This window comes from Protofrankia sp. Cas3 (assembly GCF_963555955.1).
Taxonomy (GTDB): domain Bacteria; phylum Actinomycetota; class Actinomycetes; order Frankiales; family Frankiaceae; genus Protofrankia.
Genome location: NZ_CAUVXP010000041.1, coordinates 19,985 through 36,500 on the forward strand (window position 1 = coordinate 19,985; position 16,516 = coordinate 36,500).

Below are 16,516 nucleotides of genomic sequence, written 5' to 3' on the forward strand. Positions count from 1 at the left end.
CACGTCAGGAGATCAAGTGGACCAGCGTCGTCTCCCGCGAGTCGTTCCAGCTACGGCGACCGATAAACCGGAATCCCACCTCTGCGTAACCGCAACCTCTACAACAGGTGAACACAGGTGGCGAGGACGGTTTGGCGAGGACGAAATCGAACCGTCAGTACTGACGACAACCCGAAGCGCCCAACTGGCCGATTGCCCGGGCCGTCGGGCCGTCGGGCCGTCGGGGCCAGCCGCGCCTGGGCCGGTAGGCTGGTACAGCCGTCACCGGGATGACGGTCGGTTGCAGTTGGCCCGTTCGCCGAGGTTTTGTCACCGTGCGGCCACCCGGGTGCCGTCACCGTAAGAGGGTGTGTTGATGTCGACGCAGGAGTCCGGAGCAATGGGGCCCCGGTCCGGTTACCGCGCCGACACCGTCGCCGCCGACGTCGAGGCCGCACCGGACGGGACGGCCGTCCGTCTCGCCGGCCGGGTCGTCCTGTGGCGCCGGATGGGTGGGCTTATCTTCGGGCACCTGCAGGACCGCAGCGGCCGGCTGCAGATTTCGCTGTCCCGGGACGATCTGGGCGCGGAAGTCGTCAAGGAGTGGTCCCGGGCCGTGAAAATCGGCGACTTCGTCGGGGTCGCCGGCAGCCTTTACACCACCCGCCGCGGCGAGCGCACCGTAGCAGTCTCCGAACTCACCGTCTTGAACCGGACGGTCCGCGCGTTGCCGGACAAGTGGCAGGGCATCTCCAACGTGGAGGCCCGGTACCGTCGCCGTTACCTCGACCTGCTGGTCAACGCCGACTCCCGGGGCCGGTTCCAGACCCGGGCGAAAATCATCCGGCGAATCCGCCGGTTCCTCGACGACAACGACTTTCTCGAAGTTGAGACCCCGGTCCTGCAGGAGGCGGCGTCCGGTGCGGCGGCCCGGCCGTTCGTCACCCGGCACAACGCGCTCGGCGAGGACTTCTACCTGCGGATCTCGCCGGAAACCTACCTCAAGCGCGTCGTCGTCGGTTCCCTGGACCGGGTCTACGAGCTGGGCCGCAACTTCCGCAACGAAGGCATGGACTCCTCGCACCTGCAGGAGTTCACGATGCTGGAGTGGTACGCGGCCTACTGGGACTACCGCGACAACATGGCATTCGTCCGGGCGCTCATCCTCGCCGTGCTCGACGAGGTCTTCGGTACCCGCACGGTCACCTACGACGGGGTGAAACTGGACTTCGGTGCCGACTGGCCGGAACTGGACTACCGGACCGAGGTCGCCCGGCGAACCGGCATCGACCTCACCGTCGTGCGCGACCTGCCGACCCTGCGGGAGCGGGTCGCCGGGCTCGGGCTGGAGGTTGACGGAGCCGCCTCCTACGCCGGCCTGGTCGACCTGCTCTACAAGAAGACCGTACGGCCAGACCTCGTTCAGCCCTGTTTCCTGGTGCATCACCCGGCGGAGCTCGTCCCGCTCGCCCGGCGCAGCGACAGCGACCCGACCAGGCTCGACATGTTCCAGGTCGTCGTCAACGGCTGGGAAATCGTCAAGGCGTACTCGGAGCTGGTCGACCCGGCCGAGCAGCGAGAACGGCTAGAGGAGCAGACCCGGCTGCGCGAGGCCGGCGACGACGAGACGATGATGATGGAAGAGGACTTCATCGAGGCGATGGAATACGGCATGCCACCGATGTCCGGCCTCGGTCTTGGTATCGACCGGTTCGTCGCCCTGCTCACCGACGCGTCCACCCTGCGGGAAGTCGTCCTCTTCCCGGCCATGCGCGGCGCCCGCAAAGGCCAGACCGGCCCCGACGACGACGCCTGACCGAGCCCCGGGCCACCCCGGCGGCCAGCTGACGCCCCGGTCGAGCGTCGACCCAAATCTAAGCCTTGAGAAAGCCGAAATTCTGGCCTATGATGGCGACGTGCAAACACTACCGATCTCGAAGGTCAAGGACAGGTTGAACGAGCTGGTCGACGCAACCTCGATCACTCGCGAGCAGGTGACGATCACTAAGAACGGCTCACCTGCCGCCGTGTTGATCGGCGTCGATGAGTGGGAGTCGATCCAGGAGACCTTGTACTGGCTGTCACAGCCGGGCATCCGTGAATCCCTGACCGAGGCCGACTCCGACGCGATCGCCGGACGGGTCTTCGACGAGACACAGATCCGCGGCGAGTTCGGCGTGCCCAAGCGCGATCGGTAAGTCACCCGCAGTGAGCTACGAAGTGATCTTTACTGCCACCGCACGGCGAGATCTCCAGCGTGTCCCGCCGCGCATCGTGCCAGCGATCGTCGAATTCGTCTTCGGTGACCTCGCGGCGGCACCGCAGCGGGTCGGCAAGCCTCTGGAACGCGAACTTTCCGGTTCGTTCAGCGCTCGCCGCGGACCTTACCGGGTCCTGTACCGGATCGACGAGGACGCGAAGCTCGTGACGCTGCTGCGGATCGCACATCGAGCCGACGTGTACCGGCCCGGCAACGCCTAGCCGCTCCCGGCCGAGGGATGCGCATCTGTGCCACCTATCGCCAACTCCCAGTGTGGGTGCCGCTTGGCGCAAGCCGGGAGACAGGGTCACGTCTCGTGGCAGGACCGACCCTTACGATACGTCCGCCGGGGCGTCCACGTATATCAACCTCGCCTACCGTGTCAAGCGTTCCATCCATCCGCGAGCCGCTCGCAGACCGCGTGATCAGGTGACTTTCAGATGATGAATCTTGTCTTCCGGTGCGGCGGGGTGGCACGCAAGCCTGTGGCACAACCGGCCCGGCTCCGTGTTGAGCGCGTCGTCTCCGCGGGTCCGGGCCGGCGTCCAACCGATGACGGGACGGGACGGTGGGGACGGGCGGATACCCGTGCTCCACGGAGTGGTGCGGTTCGAGCCGGGGGACGAACGGGCTGTCCCGCGTCTCTTTGGGTGGGCATGGAAGGGCCGCTGGGCATCGTTGACGGTGGGCATGTGCGATTGGTGATCGTGGAGTGAGTGCCTGGTTGGTGCGCGACTCGAACAACCGTTCCGGCGGTGTGATGCCGTTCTCGAAGGAGGAGTGGCGGGCGTTCCTCGACGGCGCCAAGGACGGCGAGTTCGGCATCTGAGCCGTCCCCACCAGACTCCGGGCCCCTGCCGCACCCTCCTCCACCGCGGCAGGGGCCCGGCGCATGCAAGGAGAGCGGGGTCACCACGTACCGTATCGTCCAGACCTCACATCGTCCGGGCGATCACCGGTTTACCCTTGAATCCGTAGCGGAACAGACGCGGAAGGCGCATACAATGGCGTGGAACAAGCGGGGTAGCACCGGTGGCGGCGCAAGCACCGGCCGGGACGGCGTCAAACGCGGCGGTAAGGACGCCACGGCCGGTAGAAACGTCCGTGATGTCGAGTTCGCGGATTGCCCCACTTGCAACGGTGCCGGCAAGGTCGTCTTTGACAGGTCCGAGCAGGACGAAGACGGCGGCTTCAGCGGCACCCAGGCAAGAGGCTGCGGAACATGCGACGGAACGGGACGGGTCGCCAAGTGAGCGACGATGATTCGGTTCGCATGCTGGAACTTGTCGCCTGCAACAAATGCCGGCGGCAACGGGGCGCCCAGTTCCACGCAACCGGCAGCGTCGAGCCGGTCCCCGAAGAAGGGGTCTGCCCGCACGGCAAGCCGCTGCGGACGGTGTGGGCGCCGGGCTACGGGCCGGGCGCGGAGCCGCCGGCCAATCCGGGATGGGACACCCGGCCGCCGGTGTAGGGATCGTCACGTCATCTGTCCGCTACCAGATGTCCATTCGGCACGGGGGATGCAACTCTGGGATGGCCGAAGGCCACGCTCGCCATCACCAACACGCCGAGCACGTCGAGCACGTCGAGCACGTACAGCGTTACCGTCTCGTTCCAGTCGCCGGACGGATCCACCCAGTTCGGCGAAGGTGCCGCATTCGTCAGCTCGCTGGCGCCGGGCCAGAAGACCGTGCAGGCAGCGCAGGGTACGGACGACATCCCTGCCCGCTCGAAGATTGTTTGCAAGGTCACCAGCGCGAAACGCACCGAAGCCTTCTGATCAAGCGCAATGCTGGCGTGATCCGCTCCAGATCACGCCAGCCGCTGTTCGCCCTTCGCTGTTATTGCCTCAATCAGGCAACCTGAGATCGCTGATACCTACACGGGTGAGGGACTTCGCCCATGGACCCGGGACCGCGGCCAACGCGTCGGTCTGGTCCCAGTGCCGCATGACCATCTTCAAGATTTCCCGCATGTTCATGTTCCCTGCCTGAGTGAGGAATAAGCCTTTGACCGAGTGGACGCGTAGCAGGCGCTTCTCCATCAGGCGATAGCGGATACGTCTGTCACGGGTGATCAGGAGGAGGCCGCCGGCTCCAATGACCGGGATCTCCCTGTCGCTCAGGCTGCCGTCTCCTGCCCATTGATCCGGCTCTCGTAGCGGATCGCGGCTTCGACATCGGCGACGGAGATGTCGAAGCCATCGGCGATGTCGGCGATCGAGTCCCCTCCTGCGAACAGGTCGTAGAGGTTCTCGGTGCGTATGCCGTGAACGACGGGTGCGCCGAAGTTGCGCAGGGGGTCGATGAGAACCGGGCTGGCCTTGTCGTCCGGATAGATCCGGAGGGCTTCCCTGTCCGCAGGGGCAAACTCGACCTTTTCCACGAATGCGGCCGCACCTGGCGCGAGGATGAGCTGGCCGTTTCGGACAACGACCATTGCAAGCTCGCGGTCAATACCGGTCTCATCCTGGATCTCACGGACGAGCTCTCTGTTCGCGACGTATAGCTTGGCGTGGGCAAGCGGGTAAGGAGCACCGAGACGCTCCCGAAGGATCTGCACGACAGGACGAAGATGCTGCAGGGAAACCCTGTGGCGTATCCGGTACTCACGGAGATAGCCAGCTTCGACGAACTCCCCCCAGGTGACAGCATCTTCGCCTGTCCGCTCCGGGCGGATGACCGGCTCATAGTCCACGCCACCGCGGGAGTAACCATCGATCCATCCGCGGAGCCGCGCCGATCGCACGCCGAGGATACGAGCCGCCTCGCTCATCGAGTAGACCTCGCGGTCCAAGACGGTGATCCCCATGCCGCATCATGCCGCATCATTGCCGTGACATGACGCACGTCCCAGGGTTTGGGCCGAAATCGCTCACATCGAGGCTGCCGGGAGGGCGTCCCTACTGTCGTCGACCAGTGTGAGGACATAGGTGGCCGTGGAGTCCGCGAGGTCATCCCGGGCCTGGCGCGACCTCGACAGCGGGCGGTCTGGCGTGCCAGCGTGGCGGTCAATCCGCAGACATGTCGTAGAGCAGGACGTGGCGATCGGCGGGCAGGATTACGACATAGACCTCAGTCGGCCGCTCCTGTTGATCGAAAGTCGTTCGGAGCAGCCGACCCACGGGGACACCGGGCGCCAAGCGCAGCTGCGTCGACTCCTCCGTGGTAGGCATGCGCCACGTGATCTCATCCTCGTATCGGGTGGGGGTGTGGCCGAGGTCTTCGAGTACCTGATCGGTCCCCTCAACAACATCAGCCGGATTCATGATCTTGCTTCCCTCGACGATGTCGAGGGGATAGTAGCTGTCACCGAGTTGCAGGGGTTCGGCATCGGCGTACATCACACGTTGGCGCACTCCAACTGCCTGGCCGGGCTGTAGAGCGAGATGGGCGGCGATCTCATCGTCTGCTGGAATGACCGTCGTCGTGCTGATCTGCTTCGGTGTCTTGCCTTGGGCTTCGATCTGTTGGGCGAAGGTGTCGCGGCGGCGGTCGGCTTCGAGCCGCTTGCGTCGAGACCCCGTGAGCGATGCGTAGTACTTCATCGCAGGCTCGGCACGGACGAAGCTTCCGCGTCCCCGTTGCGAGGTGATGAGCCCCTCGTTGCGCAGCAAGCCCAGCGCCAGTCGGACCGTGTTGCGGCTGGCGGAGTGGCGTTCCGCCAGCTCGGCTTCGGTTGGGACCCGGGCGCCAGGTTCCAACGTTCCAGTGTTGATCTCGTCACGGAGCAGTGCGGCAAGCTGGTGGTACAGCGGTCGCGGATCTGCCGGATTGAGGCTCACGTCGGTCCCTTCAGCTGTGCAGTTGTACCTACAGGCTAACAATCCTTGACGCCACCACCGTCCGCCCTGTATTACTACCATTGTTGGTACAACCCAACAACACTCAACTACGCAGAAAGTGACTCAGAACGAAAGAAGGCCCCGGCGGGACTCGTGATCGTGGCAGGGAGCCGACCCAGCCCCGTACCGAACCGTGCCCTCCGCGTAGGGCCGGGTTGGCGTCCAACCAGCGGGAGACGACAGCAGGACGGGATGTGGCCAGTGACGATAACCAGAGACAACACGACGGACGGCGGAAACGCGGATGAGCGGCTACCCGTGCTGTACGGCGTGGTGCGCTTCGAACCGGGGGACGAACGGCGGGTCCGCGACACCACGATCACCTTTGATTCGCCCGCGGCGGCGGAGCTGTTCGCGACCGAAAGCGGCTGGCACGACTATCAGGTGTGCCCGCTGTTCTTCTTCGTCGACGCCGCCACGGCGCCGGCGGCCGGGCGGGTGCTGCTGGGCGCGGCGTTGGCACGATCGGTGCGCCGGGCCGGCGGCCGATGACCAGCGGAGAAGACACACGGGTCCAGTTCGACGGGGACACCTGTTCGATCACGATTCATCCCGCAGACCGGCCGGCGCAGGTGCTGCGGGCCTGGGCGGCATTACCGGACGAGGTGGGGTTCGCCGAAGCCTTCGGCGACGTGGACGTCACCCTTGTCTTCCGGCCGGTCGCTGAGCTGGACCCGCCGTGGGCGCCCGGCGAAGCTGCCGGAGGAAAGCGAGCACCGTGAGCCGGCTCGTGGGCGCGGGCCCGGATCGAACCTGCGACCACTCGCTTGTAAGGCGCAGGCCGGCCCTTGCATCACCGGCTCCGGCGCGTCTGGTCATCGTGATCGTGCCTGCTTCAGGCTCTCCCCGCTGATCGTCAGAGGATGCCGGCGCAAGCTGGTCGATCCCGCCTGCGTTGGACCAGGTCATAGGGCGTCTCGATACCGTCGCACAGGGCTTCGAGGAGCCGAGTGCTCGATCGGGTCGTCGAGGCGTTCGGTTACCTGCTTCGTGTGGCGATGTCCTGATCGCTGACGGGCTGGGTTTGCCGGCCGCGCGACTGCATCTCGTCGAGTGCGTCGGCCAGGCAGAACTGGACCGCCCCGGGGCAGTCCCAGCCCATCTGGGACAGGATCGCCAGGGTGTCGTCCGGCTCGACGCCCAGCAGGGCCCCCCAGCGTTGTCGGGTCCGTGGGTCCTCGGGCAGCACGCCTTCGAGGAAGGCGCGGACGCTCGCGCCCCGGTAGGTCGTGTCCGCGAGTGGCATGCGCACGCCGAGGGGGGTGGAACCGGTGGCGAGGTAGGCGGGTTCGTAGGTGAACTCCGGCTCGGCTGTGGCGGAGCTCTGGGTGACGCGGCCGACCACGCCGCCGTACATGACCAGGAGCAGGTTCCGCACGGGCATCAGCGTGTGTCCCGCGCGGCGAGGGCGGCGAGCACCGCGCTCTCGGCGTCGCTGGTCTTGTGTTCCACCAGGTTCAGGCTGAGGCCGAGGGCGCCGAGCACGCGGAAGATCGGTTCGAGGCTGGCCGCGGGGTGGCCGGTCTCGAAGCGGGCCAGCCAGGCGCGGGAGACACCGGCCTGGGCGACGAGGGCCTCCTGTGACAGGCCGCGCTGCTTGCGGGCCGTGCGCACCGCCGCGCCGAACTGGCGGGCGTTCATGATGTTGACCATCGCGGAGTCCTGTCCACGGTCATAGTCAGCCGGCATTGTCTTCGTTCGTAGACAGTACCTGTTGTCTGCGATCGTGGACAACCTCCCCGGAAAATTGATGCGTAGCGGCGCCGACGTATGAGGAATTCTTGGAGCTTGTGGCGGCCCAAGCTGCGCAGATCGAACAGCTGACAGCTCGGGTTGCGGAATTGGAAGCCCAGCTCGCGGCGAACTCCAGGAACTCGTCCAAACCTCCGTCGTCGGACGGGTTGGCGAAACCAGCGCCGAGATCGTTGCGTGGCAAAACCGGGCGGAAGGCAGGCGGGCAGGACGGGCATTCTGGTCGGACGCTGTGCCAGGTCGCGTCAAGGCCCCCGATGAGGACCGGCATAGGACGCCGAAAGGCTGGTGGTCAGTTCCCCGGTGTGATGAGGCCGGACTCGTATGCCAGTACGACGGCCTGGACGCGGTCGCGGAGGTCGAGTTTGGCCAGTATCCGTCCGACGTGAATCTTGACGGTCCCTTCGGACAGATGCAGGTCGGTGGCGATCTCGCGGTTCGATCGCCCGGCGGCGATCCGGGCGAACACGGTTTGTTCCCGGTCGGTCAGCTTGGCGAGCGGTGACCGTGGACTCCTCCCGGCTGCCGGGTGGGGGAACGTCCGGGGACCTGATCATCGATCTGGGTCCCGCCCGTCACTGGCGTAGGCACCGCTGCTGACCAGCACCACGGCTACGGCCGTCGGGCCACCAGCCGGGACCGCTTCCGTCCTGGAAACCCCCACCTGGTCCTGTCACCGGCGGCCGATCCGATGCTGCGCGGTGGCCGGTGACCTCCGGCGCGCCGCGCAGCGGGGGATCACAGGCCAGGGAACGGAGGGAACGAGCACACCGGCGGCGATGCCGTGGCCGTGCCCTTGATGACGCTGACGCCGGTTCCGGAAAAGGACAGGTCGGTTGCCGCCGCGATGATCTTCGCGTATGCGGCGGTGGTTGTGGTGACGTCGAGGGTGACCTGGTCGAGCGTCACGCCGAGTGGATGGGCGGCATCCAGTCCGACGAACGTGGACGATGCCTTGGCCGGGGAGCCGGTGGCGACAAGGCCGCTGATGATGATCCGGGTGAAGTAGGGCGTGCCGGTGCCGGTGCCGTTGGCGTAGTGGGTGTCGAAGACGATCGGTGCCTTGGTCGCGGTGATGCAGGTGTTGGTGTAGGCGATGTCGGACACGGTGCCGCCGTTGGCGGGGGAGCTCTTGATCCGGATGCCGTTGCTCGACCCGCTGGCGGTGCCCCACGGATCGGTGCCGGTGAGGGTGTTGTCCTCGACCAGGACGTTGCTGACCCCCGCCGAGGTCTCGCTGCCGATAGAAATGCCGTGGGTGCCGTAGAAGTGGTTCCCGGCGATCGTGATGTTCTTGCTGGCCTGGTTGCCCTTGATCGCAATGCCGTCGTCCCCGTCAGCGATGTACGAGTCGCGGATGGTGACGTCGGTGGCGCCGGCCGGGTCGATTCCGTCGGTGTTCCGGGCGGTGGCCGGGGTCTTGATCCGCACCCCCCAGACGGTCAAGCCGGTGCCGCCGGAGTAGACGAGATGGAAATTCGCCGAGTTGAGCAAGTCGACGTCGTAGACGGTGAAGTTGTCGGAGTTGTTCGCTTGCATCAACCGTGGGTTCTGCTGGTTGCCGCCGCTGACCTGGGCCTGGTGCGCCAGATCCCACCAGGTGGTCGATGTCCCCAGGACGGTGGTGTCGCCGCGACCGTCGATGCGGCCCTGGCTGCCGTCGGCCGCCCGCTGGCCCTCTACGCCGGCGTTGGCGCCGGACACGGTGATGAACGCGGTACATCCGCCCATGCCCGCGGCCACGGTCCCGCACGTCGGCTTACCGCTGACCTGGTAGTCGGCGGGGTTGCGGGAGGCGTACAGGGTGACCCCGCTGTCGAGCACCAAGACCACGCCCCGGCGGAGCGTCAACGGCCCGGACAGGAAGTCTGCGTAGCCGCCGGCCGAGCTCAGGCGGACGCCCACCGACGCCGAGCCGGTCTGGGTGCACCCGTCGATGGTCTTCTGGATCCTGGCGGTGTCCGGCGGAGCGCTCTCCTGGGCGGCGGTGGCGGCGCGGCTGGTCAGGGTGAGGGTTGAGGCCACAGTGGCGCAGATCTTGGGCAGGACCGGCTGGCTGACCGTGCGGGTGTCGCCGGTGGCCGCCGACCCGGCCGGGGACGCGCCGGCGCCGGTGGTCGAACCGGACGTCGGCGTGGTGGAAGCGGACGTCGGCGTGGGCGAGGCCGTCGAGGTGCCGGCGGTTGCGCCGGTCGGGTTCCAGCCGTCGGTGCCGGCCAGGTAACTCGCCGCGGTGTACGCGGTGGCCTGTGTGTCCGTGAGCTGGGGCCGGTTGGCGTTCACCGTCGCTCCCGGGCCGGAGTTGTGGTATTCGGCGAACCGCGCCGACTTCCAGGAGAAGCCGGACATGTCCGTCCATGGGCTCGCCGTCTTGATTGCGGCGGGCAGCACGGTGTCGCGGATCACCACCTGAGCGACGGCGGACGGCGTGGGGTGCCACGGTCGGCCCAGGTACTCGGTGTCGACCGCGCCGGCGGCGTCGACGGTGCTGTTGGTGATCAGGAACCCGTACTTCTTCGACACATCGGTGTTCGCCGCGGTCAGGACGCCGTTAGTGCCGCCGGAGGAGGCGCCGCGGTCGGTCATCTGGAGGTTGACCCGGTCGAAGACCGCGGTCGCGTTGCCGAACAGGAAGTCGACGGTGCCCGCGACGATGTCGTTGCGGAAGTACTGCCGGGTCTGCGCGGTCGCCGAGGGCGACCACGCCAGCAGGGTGTCCTGGGTGCTGATGATCCGGTCGTTGGTGTACACCTGCCGGTCGCCCTCGGCGGCCAAAGCCACGGCCTGCGTGTTCGTGATCGACGGGTTGGCGGCCGGGTTGAACGAGTTGGCGATCGTGATCCCGGTGACGGTCAGGTCGGGCGCCTTGAAAGTGGCTGTGGCGCTGCCCTCGGTACCGTAGGTGCCGCCACCGGGCTTGGCGGTGCCCGAGGCGTTCCCGAAGGTGATGACGACGTCCTCGGGGTTGCCGGTAGCGCCCTTGATGGTCAACCGGGCCTTGGTGGCCGGCACGCTCACCACCTCGTGGTAGGTGCCCTTGGCGACGATAATCGTGTGCGCCGCGCCGTCGGCGGGTACCGCATCAATGGCAGCCTGCACGGTGCGGTACTGCCCCGAGCCGTCCACCGCGACCGTCACCGTCGACGCGCTGCCCGGATCGATCGTACACGAAGTCACCACAGCCCCGACGCCCATCACCAAGACGGCCGCCACGCCCCGCAGCAGCCCGCGGCCCCGCACTACCCGGCTCCCCAGTCGTCGCGGCACCCCGGCCTCGGGCACCGACCCACCGACCTGCGCCGTTCGCTTCCGGACACCGCACTGAACCACTCGTGCCTACCCTTCACCACCGTGCCCGCGATCGCAGGCCTGATGTCGCAGATCCCCTCCCCCCCGAGCCTTCAGTCGCCCCGGCAGCCAGCAAGGTTGCCACCCGATCGCATTCGGCCATCCGCGACGGCCAGAGGACCGATCCGGCGGCACGCCCCTAGGCGATCCGAGTGTCGGCCACTCCCGCGACCGAGGGAACACGCAGGGTGAAACGGACACCATGGAGCAACCTGGACATTACGGTAAACGACTAGCAGGCATGGAAAGAACCTCGCCATCTCAGACTCCGCCCTCCGGAATCCGTCACCGACTGCGCCTTTCGACGTCCGGACGGCGCATCACCGCCGCGGCCGCCGTGGGGACCTTCGCTGTGACGGTCCTCGCGGTGACCGCCTGCACCCCGACCCTGGCCCCCACTCCTACCAAGACAGCGACCAAGACAGCGACCCCCACACCGTCGTCGTCGCCGTCCGCCACCCCGGTGGGGACCCCGACGCCTTCGCACACCGCGACCCCGTCCGTACCGGCGTCCGGTGACTGCGGGCGGACGGCGGGCACCTCGCCGACGACGAGGATCACCGAGGTCAGCCTGGGGTCCCAGGTGGTCAGCTTCGCGCCGCAGGGCGACACCGACCCGTTGCCGGCCGCGATCGCCGCGGCGCCGGGCGGGGGGTCGTGGCTGGCCTGGTTGGGCACCGACTCCAAGGCCCACCTGGGCAAACTCGACTGCAGTGACCAGTTGGTCGGTACCCCCGCGCCCGTGGACGGAATCGACCTGCAGGACATCAAGGCCGATGCCGACGGTGTGGTGGTCCTGCTGACCCGTCCCGGCCCGCTGGGCAGCGGGACGCTGTGCCGCGGGACCTCCAGCCCGACCAAGTCCATGTGGATGGTCCGCTTCGACAACTCCGGCCGGCAGCTGTGGGAGCGGCAGGTCACCAACCTGAGCAGCAGCCTCGGCGGGTACGATCCCGGGGCCCTGTTCGTGTGGTGGTACAACCACCACGGCACCCTGGCCTACGACGGCACCAACTACGCCGCCTACTTCGAGGCGGCGATCACCGTGGCCAACGGCAGCTGCGTCGACATCCACGAGGGTGACCGGATGCAGGTGGTCAACGCCACCACCGGCTCCCCGGTCTCCGGACACGACAGTTTCGGCTGGGGCTGCAGCCACGCCTGGGACTCCCACATCACCTGGGACGCCCGGACCGGCCACTTCGCAATGGTCTGCGCCACGGACAACAACTGCCGCATCGCCCGCCCCGACACCGGCCAGACCGTCGCGCCTGGGGTCTGTGACGGGACCCTGTTCGGCGGCAACATCGTGCTGGCCGGTACCCGGGGCTACTGGACTGCCTGGAGCAACGGCAACCAGGCGCGGCTGGAGCACTTCTCCACCGGCGCGTCCGACCAGACGGTCCTCACCGCCGACAAGACCGAACACTCACACCTGGTCGCTTACGGCGCCGCCAGGATGCTCCTGACCTGGCAGTCCGGATCCTCGATCGCCGCCCAGGTGTACGACTCCACCACCGGCAAAGCCGTGGGCGGCCAGTTCACGATCGCCGTGCCGGACCACACCTACGTCGAGGCCAAGGACTACACCGACGGCAGCGTCGCCTTCCTTGCCGTCGGCACCTCCGGCACCTCCATCCGGATCGTGCGGGTCATGCCGCTCAACTGACACCACAGGAAAGGGGCAGATGGCGGACACGCTGGAGGCCGCGTTGGATATGGATCCGCTGACGGGGACGTCGGGCGAGGCTGCCGACCCCGGCGTGCTGCTGACCTCGTCCCCAGGGAAGTCCGCTCGAATCTCGGTTATCAGTAGGGAGGGGGTGTTGGAGGGTACAGCACCATAGAAGGAGAGAGGTGGGCGGGGGCGGCGGCGGCGGTGCGCAGCAGGCTGGTGGTGATGGTCCAGGCGGCGTGTTCCTACCGGACGAGCTCGGGGGTGTTTGACTGCCTCCATCAACCCGGTACGGGATACTGGGACAGCACCTGGGTTTCGACACGCTTTGTAAGCGATGCTGGAGACGGCTGCCCGTCCGGGAAGGAACCCATGGACCTCGCGGAGAGATACCAGGCTCTGGTAAATGGCGCGACGCTGGTCGCCGAGTCCGCCGAGGATGCCTACCGGCTGGGCGCCCTTGACCGTATCCTCAAGCCCTGGATCCGGAGCTCGCTCGACTCGCTGGGTGGTCTTTTCGCCAGCTGTGACACGAGCCATCAGCTGGCCGAGGATACAAGAGCGCTAGCCACAACGGCCGCCAGCTACTCGGAGCTGCGGGAACAGTTGTTCTCCGACCTTCACCACACGCGCCCGGAGCCGCCCTGGCGAACCGTTGCCCGGGGGGCGATGGCGATCCGGGCACAGTCCGCGGTGCTGCTGAGACAGCCGACCTTCGTCCTGCGACGTCTCGACGCCGGGTTGAACGTCCCGGGCGCGAGGACCTGGGAATTCGCGGTGATCACCAAGCCGTCCGACCCCATGGACAAGGGCACATCGTTCGTGGTCATGGTGTCTGCCGACGACCAGCAGACCGGAGTTCCCATCGCGGTGTCGAAAGAACTCGAGAGCGAACGCGCCTGGTACCAGCAGCTGGAGTACGGCTTCTACTCCCTTGGGATCAGACCCGTCCTGACCGCCCTGCAAGATCCGGACCGTCACCTCAAACGGCCCACCGACGACGGGGATGTCCTTTGACCCACGTCCTCAGACAGGCTGCGGGCGCTTCTATGTTTGTTAGAGCGACCGGCAATAGGGGACGCGGCGCCGCGGGGCTCATCGTCCGGTAAAACGGCGCAGCCCACACACCACAATAAGAGCCGTTCAATCTTGGTAGAAGGTCCTGAAATCGCCATCCGCCCGGTCTCCACGCGGCTGCTGACCTCAGCCGCCGGCATCCTCAGCTGGAGGACCAGAGGCCGGCGGCGGGGACGGCGAGGATGCGTTCTGTGAGTTGGAAGACCCGTGGGCCTGTGTGTACGAGGAGTCCGAGGGTGAACCGTGGACCGATCTCCGCCGCAAGCCATTCCAGGTGTCGTGCGTCGGTGTGGGAGGGGACCGCGGATGCCTTGACCTCGATGGCGATGACCTGGCCGTCGCGGGCTTCGAGGAGCAGGTCGATGAGGTCGTCGTAGGCCACGGCGGCTTCGCGTCTGATGCCCGTCGAGTCGTAGAGCAGCTTGTGGGTCGGCACGCCGGCTGCCCGCTTCACCGCGCCGAGTACCTCGGGCACGACCTGCCACTCGTCGATCAGGACGGGCTCCTCGAGCCCGCGCAGCGCCGCGTCGGGGTCGTCTTGCCACCCGCCCGGGGGCCGACGACGAGGACGGCGGGGTGGGAGGCGACGACATCCCGCAGCTCCGTGTCGAGCAGACGTGGAACGTAGGAGCGTACGAATATCCGATCATGGATTTGACACATATTTGACCATGGAAATTACACGTAGATCATCGGCAAATTAGCACGCGTTCGCACTGTGATCCAGCACCTCGTGGACGCCGTCGATCTCCGGACATGCCCTCGCGCGGCGAGGAGCGACCGGGTGGCGATGTCCCGGATCCGGATCCGCGATCGCCACCGAGACGTCGGCCAGCACCCGGCCCCCGTCATGGACCGGCACCTGCTCGGTCCCGGTCAGCGCGCCCGCCAGGGCGCCGACCAGCCCGACCCGGCCGCCCTGATCAACGGCGACCGGCCTCGCGGACGAGCCTGGTCATGGTGTACGTGACGGTCGTGCTGATCGCCTACGTCTGGCTTCACAACAGCCACACCGGCGGGATCGGCCGGTCCCGGCTGCCGGAGGAATGGCTGTCCCGGCACGGAACGGCCTCGTTCGTCAACGCGCTCACGGGCGGCGGCCTGCCGCCGCTGCCCGTGCCCACCTGATGGGGTGTCCGCCCGGACCGGGGTGTCCGCCCGGACCGGGATGGTCACCGGAGGCCGCGCTGTGGCTCCCAGGTCAGCTCGATGGGTTCGCGTGCAAGGCGACGATCGTAGCGAAGGTCCCGGTGTAGAAGCCGGCGAGACCGCTGAAGACTCCCCAGGTGTCGTCCCAGCCGTCGCCGGGGCTGCGCCAGTCGGTGACGACGTCGACGGCGCATCCGGCCACGAGTACGGCCTCCACCTCGACGGTGAAGTCGAGGCCGTCCGGGCAGTCACCCACCTCGTGTGGCGGCGCGTCGGTCATAAGACTCGATACTGTCAGTCACGGTCCGTCTATCCCGCCGAGATCCGCTCAGCGGCACAGGCCCGGCCACTCACACCGCCGGACAGTCCCGCCTGCCGCCTGCCGCCTGCCGCCACCCCACATTCGGGTGCCAGGGCCTACGTGCTCGGCACCGCCATGGCCGTGACGCTGCTGGTGCGGCGGCGCTGGCCGATGGTGGTGCTGCTGGTGAACTCGATGCTCTGGCTCGGCTATCACGTGGCGGACCTGGCCGGTCGTGCCTATCCCGACGAGCACCCGGGCGCCTACTTGCTGGACACCGGCACCGACGGCAGTCTCACCCTAGTCGCGGCGTTCCTGCGCGGCTACGCAGTGCGGACGCGCCGTGACCTGCGGCGGCAGGCCGCCCAGGAACGAGAGTGGGAGGCCCGCCGCCGGGTCGATGAGGAACGCCTGCGCATCGCACGGGACCTGCACGACGTCCTCGCGAACACGGTCAGCCCGGAGATCACCATGCTGATCGAACGGCTCGCGACGGAGAACACGTCATGGGGGTACCAGCGGATCCAGGGTGAGCTTCTCGAACTCGGCCACCGGGTCGGCGCGTCCACCATCCGCCGAGTCCTGAAAACCCTGGCGCTACCCCCAGCACCACAACGACAGACTGCCTCGACGTGGCGGCAGTTCCTACGTACGCGGGCCTCGACGAGGCTGGCAGTCGACTTCTTCCACCTGGACTGCGCCGTGACGCTGCGCCGTCTGTATTGCTTCTTCGCCATGGAAGTCGGCTCCCGCTACGTCCACATCCTCGGAGTCACCGCGCACCCGGACGGGCCATGGACCACCCAACAGATCCGGAACCTCCTCATGGACCCCGGTGACCGGGCGGCCGACTTCCGGTTCCTGGTCCGCGACCGCGCCGGGCAGTTCACCGCGTCCTTCGACGCGGTCCTCGCCGACACCGGTATCACCGCGGTCAAGATCCCACCCCGAACTCCCCGGGCGAACGCCCACGCAGAACGATTCGTACGCACGGTCCGAACAGAGGTCACCGACCGGATACCGATCTTCGGTGAACGGCACCTGCGCGCCGTCCTGGCCGAGTACACGCAGCACTACTACCAGCGACTATCACGCAGGGTAACACCAGGAGGTTAAACCACTTAAACGCAA

At 67.2% G+C, this 16,516-nt stretch carries 20 protein-coding genes and 2 pseudogenes; 13 read left to right on the plus strand and 9 right to left on the minus strand.

Annotated features, from left to right (window positions below; translation table 11 throughout):
- Nucleotides 1-355 precede the first annotated feature (355 nt).
- The 6 genes from lysS to U9983_RS10405 all read left to right on the plus strand — a co-directional run bounded on the left by lysS (nucleotide 356) and on the right by U9983_RS10405 (nucleotide 3,710).
- On the plus strand, nucleotides 356-1,795 hold the full coding sequence (lysS, locus tag U9983_RS10380) for a lysine--tRNA ligase (protein ID WP_322753802.1): 1,440 nt from the start codon (nucleotides 356-358) through the stop codon (nucleotides 1,793-1,795).
- 100 nt (nucleotides 1,796-1,895) lie between these two features.
- The gene (locus U9983_RS10385; RefSeq protein WP_322749013.1) at nucleotides 1,896-2,177 is read left to right on the plus strand and encodes a type II toxin-antitoxin system Phd/YefM family antitoxin; all 282 of its coding nucleotides are present in this window, start codon (nucleotides 1,896-1,898) and stop codon (nucleotides 2,175-2,177) included.
- A 10-nt stretch (nucleotides 2,178-2,187) separates the two neighbouring features.
- Nucleotides 2,188-2,460 (plus strand): type II toxin-antitoxin system RelE/ParE family toxin, encoded by a 273-nt coding sequence (locus U9983_RS10390; RefSeq protein WP_322749014.1) that lies wholly within the window; start codon nucleotides 2,188-2,190, stop codon nucleotides 2,458-2,460.
- A gap of 491 nt (nucleotides 2,461-2,951) precedes the next feature.
- Nucleotides 2,952-3,068, plus strand: coding sequence for a DUF397 domain-containing protein (locus U9983_RS10395; RefSeq protein ID WP_322749015.1), 117 nt, complete (start codon nucleotides 2,952-2,954; stop codon nucleotides 3,066-3,068).
- 175 nt (nucleotides 3,069-3,243) lie between these two features.
- Nucleotides 3,244-3,492 (plus strand): hypothetical protein, encoded by a 249-nt coding sequence (locus U9983_RS10400; RefSeq protein ID WP_322753804.1) that lies wholly within the window; start codon nucleotides 3,244-3,246, stop codon nucleotides 3,490-3,492.
- Nucleotides 3,489-3,710: a hypothetical protein gene (locus U9983_RS10405; RefSeq protein WP_322753805.1), complete on the plus strand. Its 222-nt coding sequence runs from the start codon at nucleotides 3,489-3,491 to the stop codon at nucleotides 3,708-3,710. The genes U9983_RS10400 and U9983_RS10405 overlap by 4 nt, the downstream gene beginning before the upstream one ends.
- Before the next feature lie 11 nt (nucleotides 3,711-3,721).
- Here U9983_RS10405 and U9983_RS10410 read toward each other — a convergent pair whose 3' ends face one another.
- The 3 genes from U9983_RS10410 to U9983_RS10420 all read right to left on the minus strand — a co-directional run bounded on the left by U9983_RS10410 (nucleotide 3,722) and on the right by U9983_RS10420 (nucleotide 6,023).
- Entirely contained in the window at nucleotides 3,722-4,006 is a 285-nt protein-coding gene (locus U9983_RS10410) for a hypothetical protein (protein ID WP_322753806.1), read from the minus strand.
- Nucleotides 4,007-4,360: 354 nt separating this feature from the next.
- On the minus strand, nucleotides 4,361-5,050 hold the full coding sequence (locus U9983_RS10415; protein ID WP_322753807.1) for a DUF433 domain-containing protein: 690 nt from the start codon (nucleotides 5,048-5,050) through the stop codon (nucleotides 4,361-4,363).
- A gap of 199 nt (nucleotides 5,051-5,249) precedes the next feature.
- Nucleotides 5,250-6,023, minus strand: coding sequence for a GntR family transcriptional regulator (locus tag U9983_RS10420; RefSeq protein WP_322753808.1), 774 nt, complete (start codon nucleotides 6,021-6,023; stop codon nucleotides 5,250-5,252).
- Nucleotides 6,024-6,284: 261 nt separating this feature from the next.
- Here U9983_RS10420 and U9983_RS10425 point away from each other — a divergent pair, with 261 nt between their 5' ends.
- Together U9983_RS10425 and U9983_RS10430 are read left to right on the plus strand one after the other, a co-directional pair.
- Nucleotides 6,285-6,575, plus strand: a complete 291-nt coding sequence (locus tag U9983_RS10425) for a hypothetical protein (protein ID WP_322753809.1) — start codon at nucleotides 6,285-6,287, stop codon at nucleotides 6,573-6,575.
- A complete protein-coding gene (locus tag U9983_RS10430; protein WP_322753810.1) occupies nucleotides 6,572-6,805 on the plus strand; it encodes a hypothetical protein in 234 nt (77 codons plus the stop codon). The genes U9983_RS10425 and U9983_RS10430 overlap by 4 nt, the downstream gene beginning before the upstream one ends.
- 257 nt (nucleotides 6,806-7,062) lie before the next feature.
- Here the strand turns inward: U9983_RS10430 and U9983_RS10435 are convergent, their stop codons facing one another.
- Together U9983_RS10435 and U9983_RS10440 are read right to left on the minus strand one after the other, a co-directional pair.
- The gene (locus U9983_RS10435) at nucleotides 7,063-7,467 is read right to left on the minus strand and encodes a HipA N-terminal domain-containing protein (protein ID WP_322753811.1); all 405 of its coding nucleotides are present in this window, start codon (nucleotides 7,465-7,467) and stop codon (nucleotides 7,063-7,065) included.
- Nucleotides 7,467-7,772 carry a helix-turn-helix domain-containing protein gene (locus U9983_RS10440; RefSeq protein WP_322753812.1) on the minus strand — a complete coding sequence of 102 codons (306 nt, stop codon included), beginning with the start codon at nucleotides 7,770-7,772 and terminating at the stop codon, nucleotides 7,467-7,469. Before U9983_RS10440 ends, U9983_RS10435 begins: the two co-directional genes overlap by 1 nt.
- Before the next feature lie 116 nt (nucleotides 7,773-7,888).
- Here U9983_RS10440 and U9983_RS10445 point away from each other — a divergent pair.
- Nucleotides 7,889-8,068, plus strand: a pseudogene (locus U9983_RS10445) (DUF6444 domain-containing protein); the annotation flags it as partial.
- A 59-nt stretch (nucleotides 8,069-8,127) separates the two neighbouring features.
- On the opposite strand, the pseudogene U9983_RS10450 reads toward U9983_RS10445, so the two are convergent.
- A pseudogene (locus U9983_RS10450) lies at nucleotides 8,128-8,334 on the minus strand (response regulator transcription factor); the annotation flags it as partial.
- A gap of 239 nt (nucleotides 8,335-8,573) precedes the next feature.
- Nucleotides 8,574-11,075 (minus strand): pectinesterase family protein, encoded by a 2,502-nt coding sequence (locus tag U9983_RS10455; RefSeq protein ID WP_322753813.1) that lies wholly within the window; start codon nucleotides 11,073-11,075, stop codon nucleotides 8,574-8,576.
- Nucleotides 11,076-11,535: 460 nt separating this feature from the next.
- On the opposite strand from U9983_RS10455, the gene U9983_RS10460 reads away from it, so the two are divergent.
- Together U9983_RS10460 and U9983_RS10465 are read left to right on the plus strand one after the other, a co-directional pair.
- Nucleotides 11,536-12,852: a hypothetical protein gene (locus U9983_RS10460; RefSeq protein WP_322753814.1), complete on the plus strand. Its 1,317-nt coding sequence runs from the start codon at nucleotides 11,536-11,538 to the stop codon at nucleotides 12,850-12,852.
- Nucleotides 12,853-13,230: 378 nt separating this feature from the next.
- Nucleotides 13,231-13,875 carry a hypothetical protein gene (locus tag U9983_RS10465; RefSeq protein ID WP_322753815.1) on the plus strand — a complete coding sequence of 215 codons (645 nt, stop codon included), beginning with the start codon at nucleotides 13,231-13,233 and terminating at the stop codon, nucleotides 13,873-13,875.
- Nucleotides 13,876-14,077: 202 nt separating this feature from the next.
- Here the strand turns inward: U9983_RS10465 and U9983_RS10470 are convergent, their stop codons facing one another.
- A complete protein-coding gene (locus tag U9983_RS10470; protein ID WP_322753816.1) occupies nucleotides 14,078-14,410 on the minus strand; it encodes a hypothetical protein in 333 nt (110 codons plus the stop codon).
- A 482-nt stretch (nucleotides 14,411-14,892) separates the two neighbouring features.
- Here U9983_RS10470 and U9983_RS10475 point away from each other — a divergent pair, with 482 nt between their 5' ends.
- Nucleotides 14,893-15,063 carry a hypothetical protein gene (locus U9983_RS10475; protein ID WP_322753817.1) on the plus strand — a complete coding sequence of 57 codons (171 nt, stop codon included), beginning with the start codon at nucleotides 14,893-14,895 and terminating at the stop codon, nucleotides 15,061-15,063.
- Nucleotides 15,064-15,136: 73 nt separating this feature from the next.
- Here U9983_RS10475 and U9983_RS10480 read toward each other — a convergent pair whose 3' ends face one another.
- Nucleotides 15,137-15,364 carry a hypothetical protein gene (locus tag U9983_RS10480; protein WP_322753818.1) on the minus strand — a complete coding sequence of 76 codons (228 nt, stop codon included), beginning with the start codon at nucleotides 15,362-15,364 and terminating at the stop codon, nucleotides 15,137-15,139.
- Between the two features lie 141 nt (nucleotides 15,365-15,505).
- On the opposite strand from U9983_RS10480, the gene U9983_RS10485 reads away from it, so the two are divergent.
- The gene (locus U9983_RS10485) at nucleotides 15,506-16,501 is read left to right on the plus strand and encodes an integrase core domain-containing protein (protein ID WP_322753819.1); all 996 of its coding nucleotides are present in this window, start codon (nucleotides 15,506-15,508) and stop codon (nucleotides 16,499-16,501) included.
- Nucleotides 16,502-16,516 lie beyond the last annotated feature (15 nt).

Excerpts from the sequence above, each read along its gene's own strand:
- lysS (WP_322753802.1), top strand. The coding sequence starts at position 356 with ATGTCGACGCAGGAGTCCGGAGCAATGGGGCCCCGGTCCGGTTACCGC.
- U9983_RS10400 (WP_322753804.1), top strand. The coding sequence starts at position 3,244 with ATGGCGTGGAACAAGCGGGGTAGCACCGGTGGCGGCGCAAGCACCGGC.
- U9983_RS10415 (WP_322753807.1), bottom strand. The coding sequence starts at position 5,050 with ATGGGGATCACCGTCTTGGACCGCGAGGTCTACTCGATGAGCGAGGCG.
- U9983_RS10430 (WP_322753810.1), top strand. The coding sequence starts at position 6,572 with ATGACCAGCGGAGAAGACACACGGGTCCAGTTCGACGGGGACACCTGT.
- U9983_RS10435 (WP_322753811.1), bottom strand. The coding sequence starts at position 7,467 with ATGCCCGTGCGGAACCTGCTCCTGGTCATGTACGGCGGCGTGGTCGGC.
- U9983_RS10440 (WP_322753812.1), bottom strand. The coding sequence starts at position 7,772 with ATGCCGGCTGACTATGACCGTGGACAGGACTCCGCGATGGTCAACATC.
- U9983_RS10465 (WP_322753815.1), top strand. The coding sequence starts at position 13,231 with ATGGACCTCGCGGAGAGATACCAGGCTCTGGTAAATGGCGCGACGCTG.
- U9983_RS10475 (WP_322753817.1), top strand. The coding sequence starts at position 14,893 with ATGGTGTACGTGACGGTCGTGCTGATCGCCTACGTCTGGCTTCACAAC.
- U9983_RS10480 (WP_322753818.1), bottom strand. The coding sequence starts at position 15,364 with ATGACCGACGCGCCGCCACACGAGGTGGGTGACTGCCCGGACGGCCTC.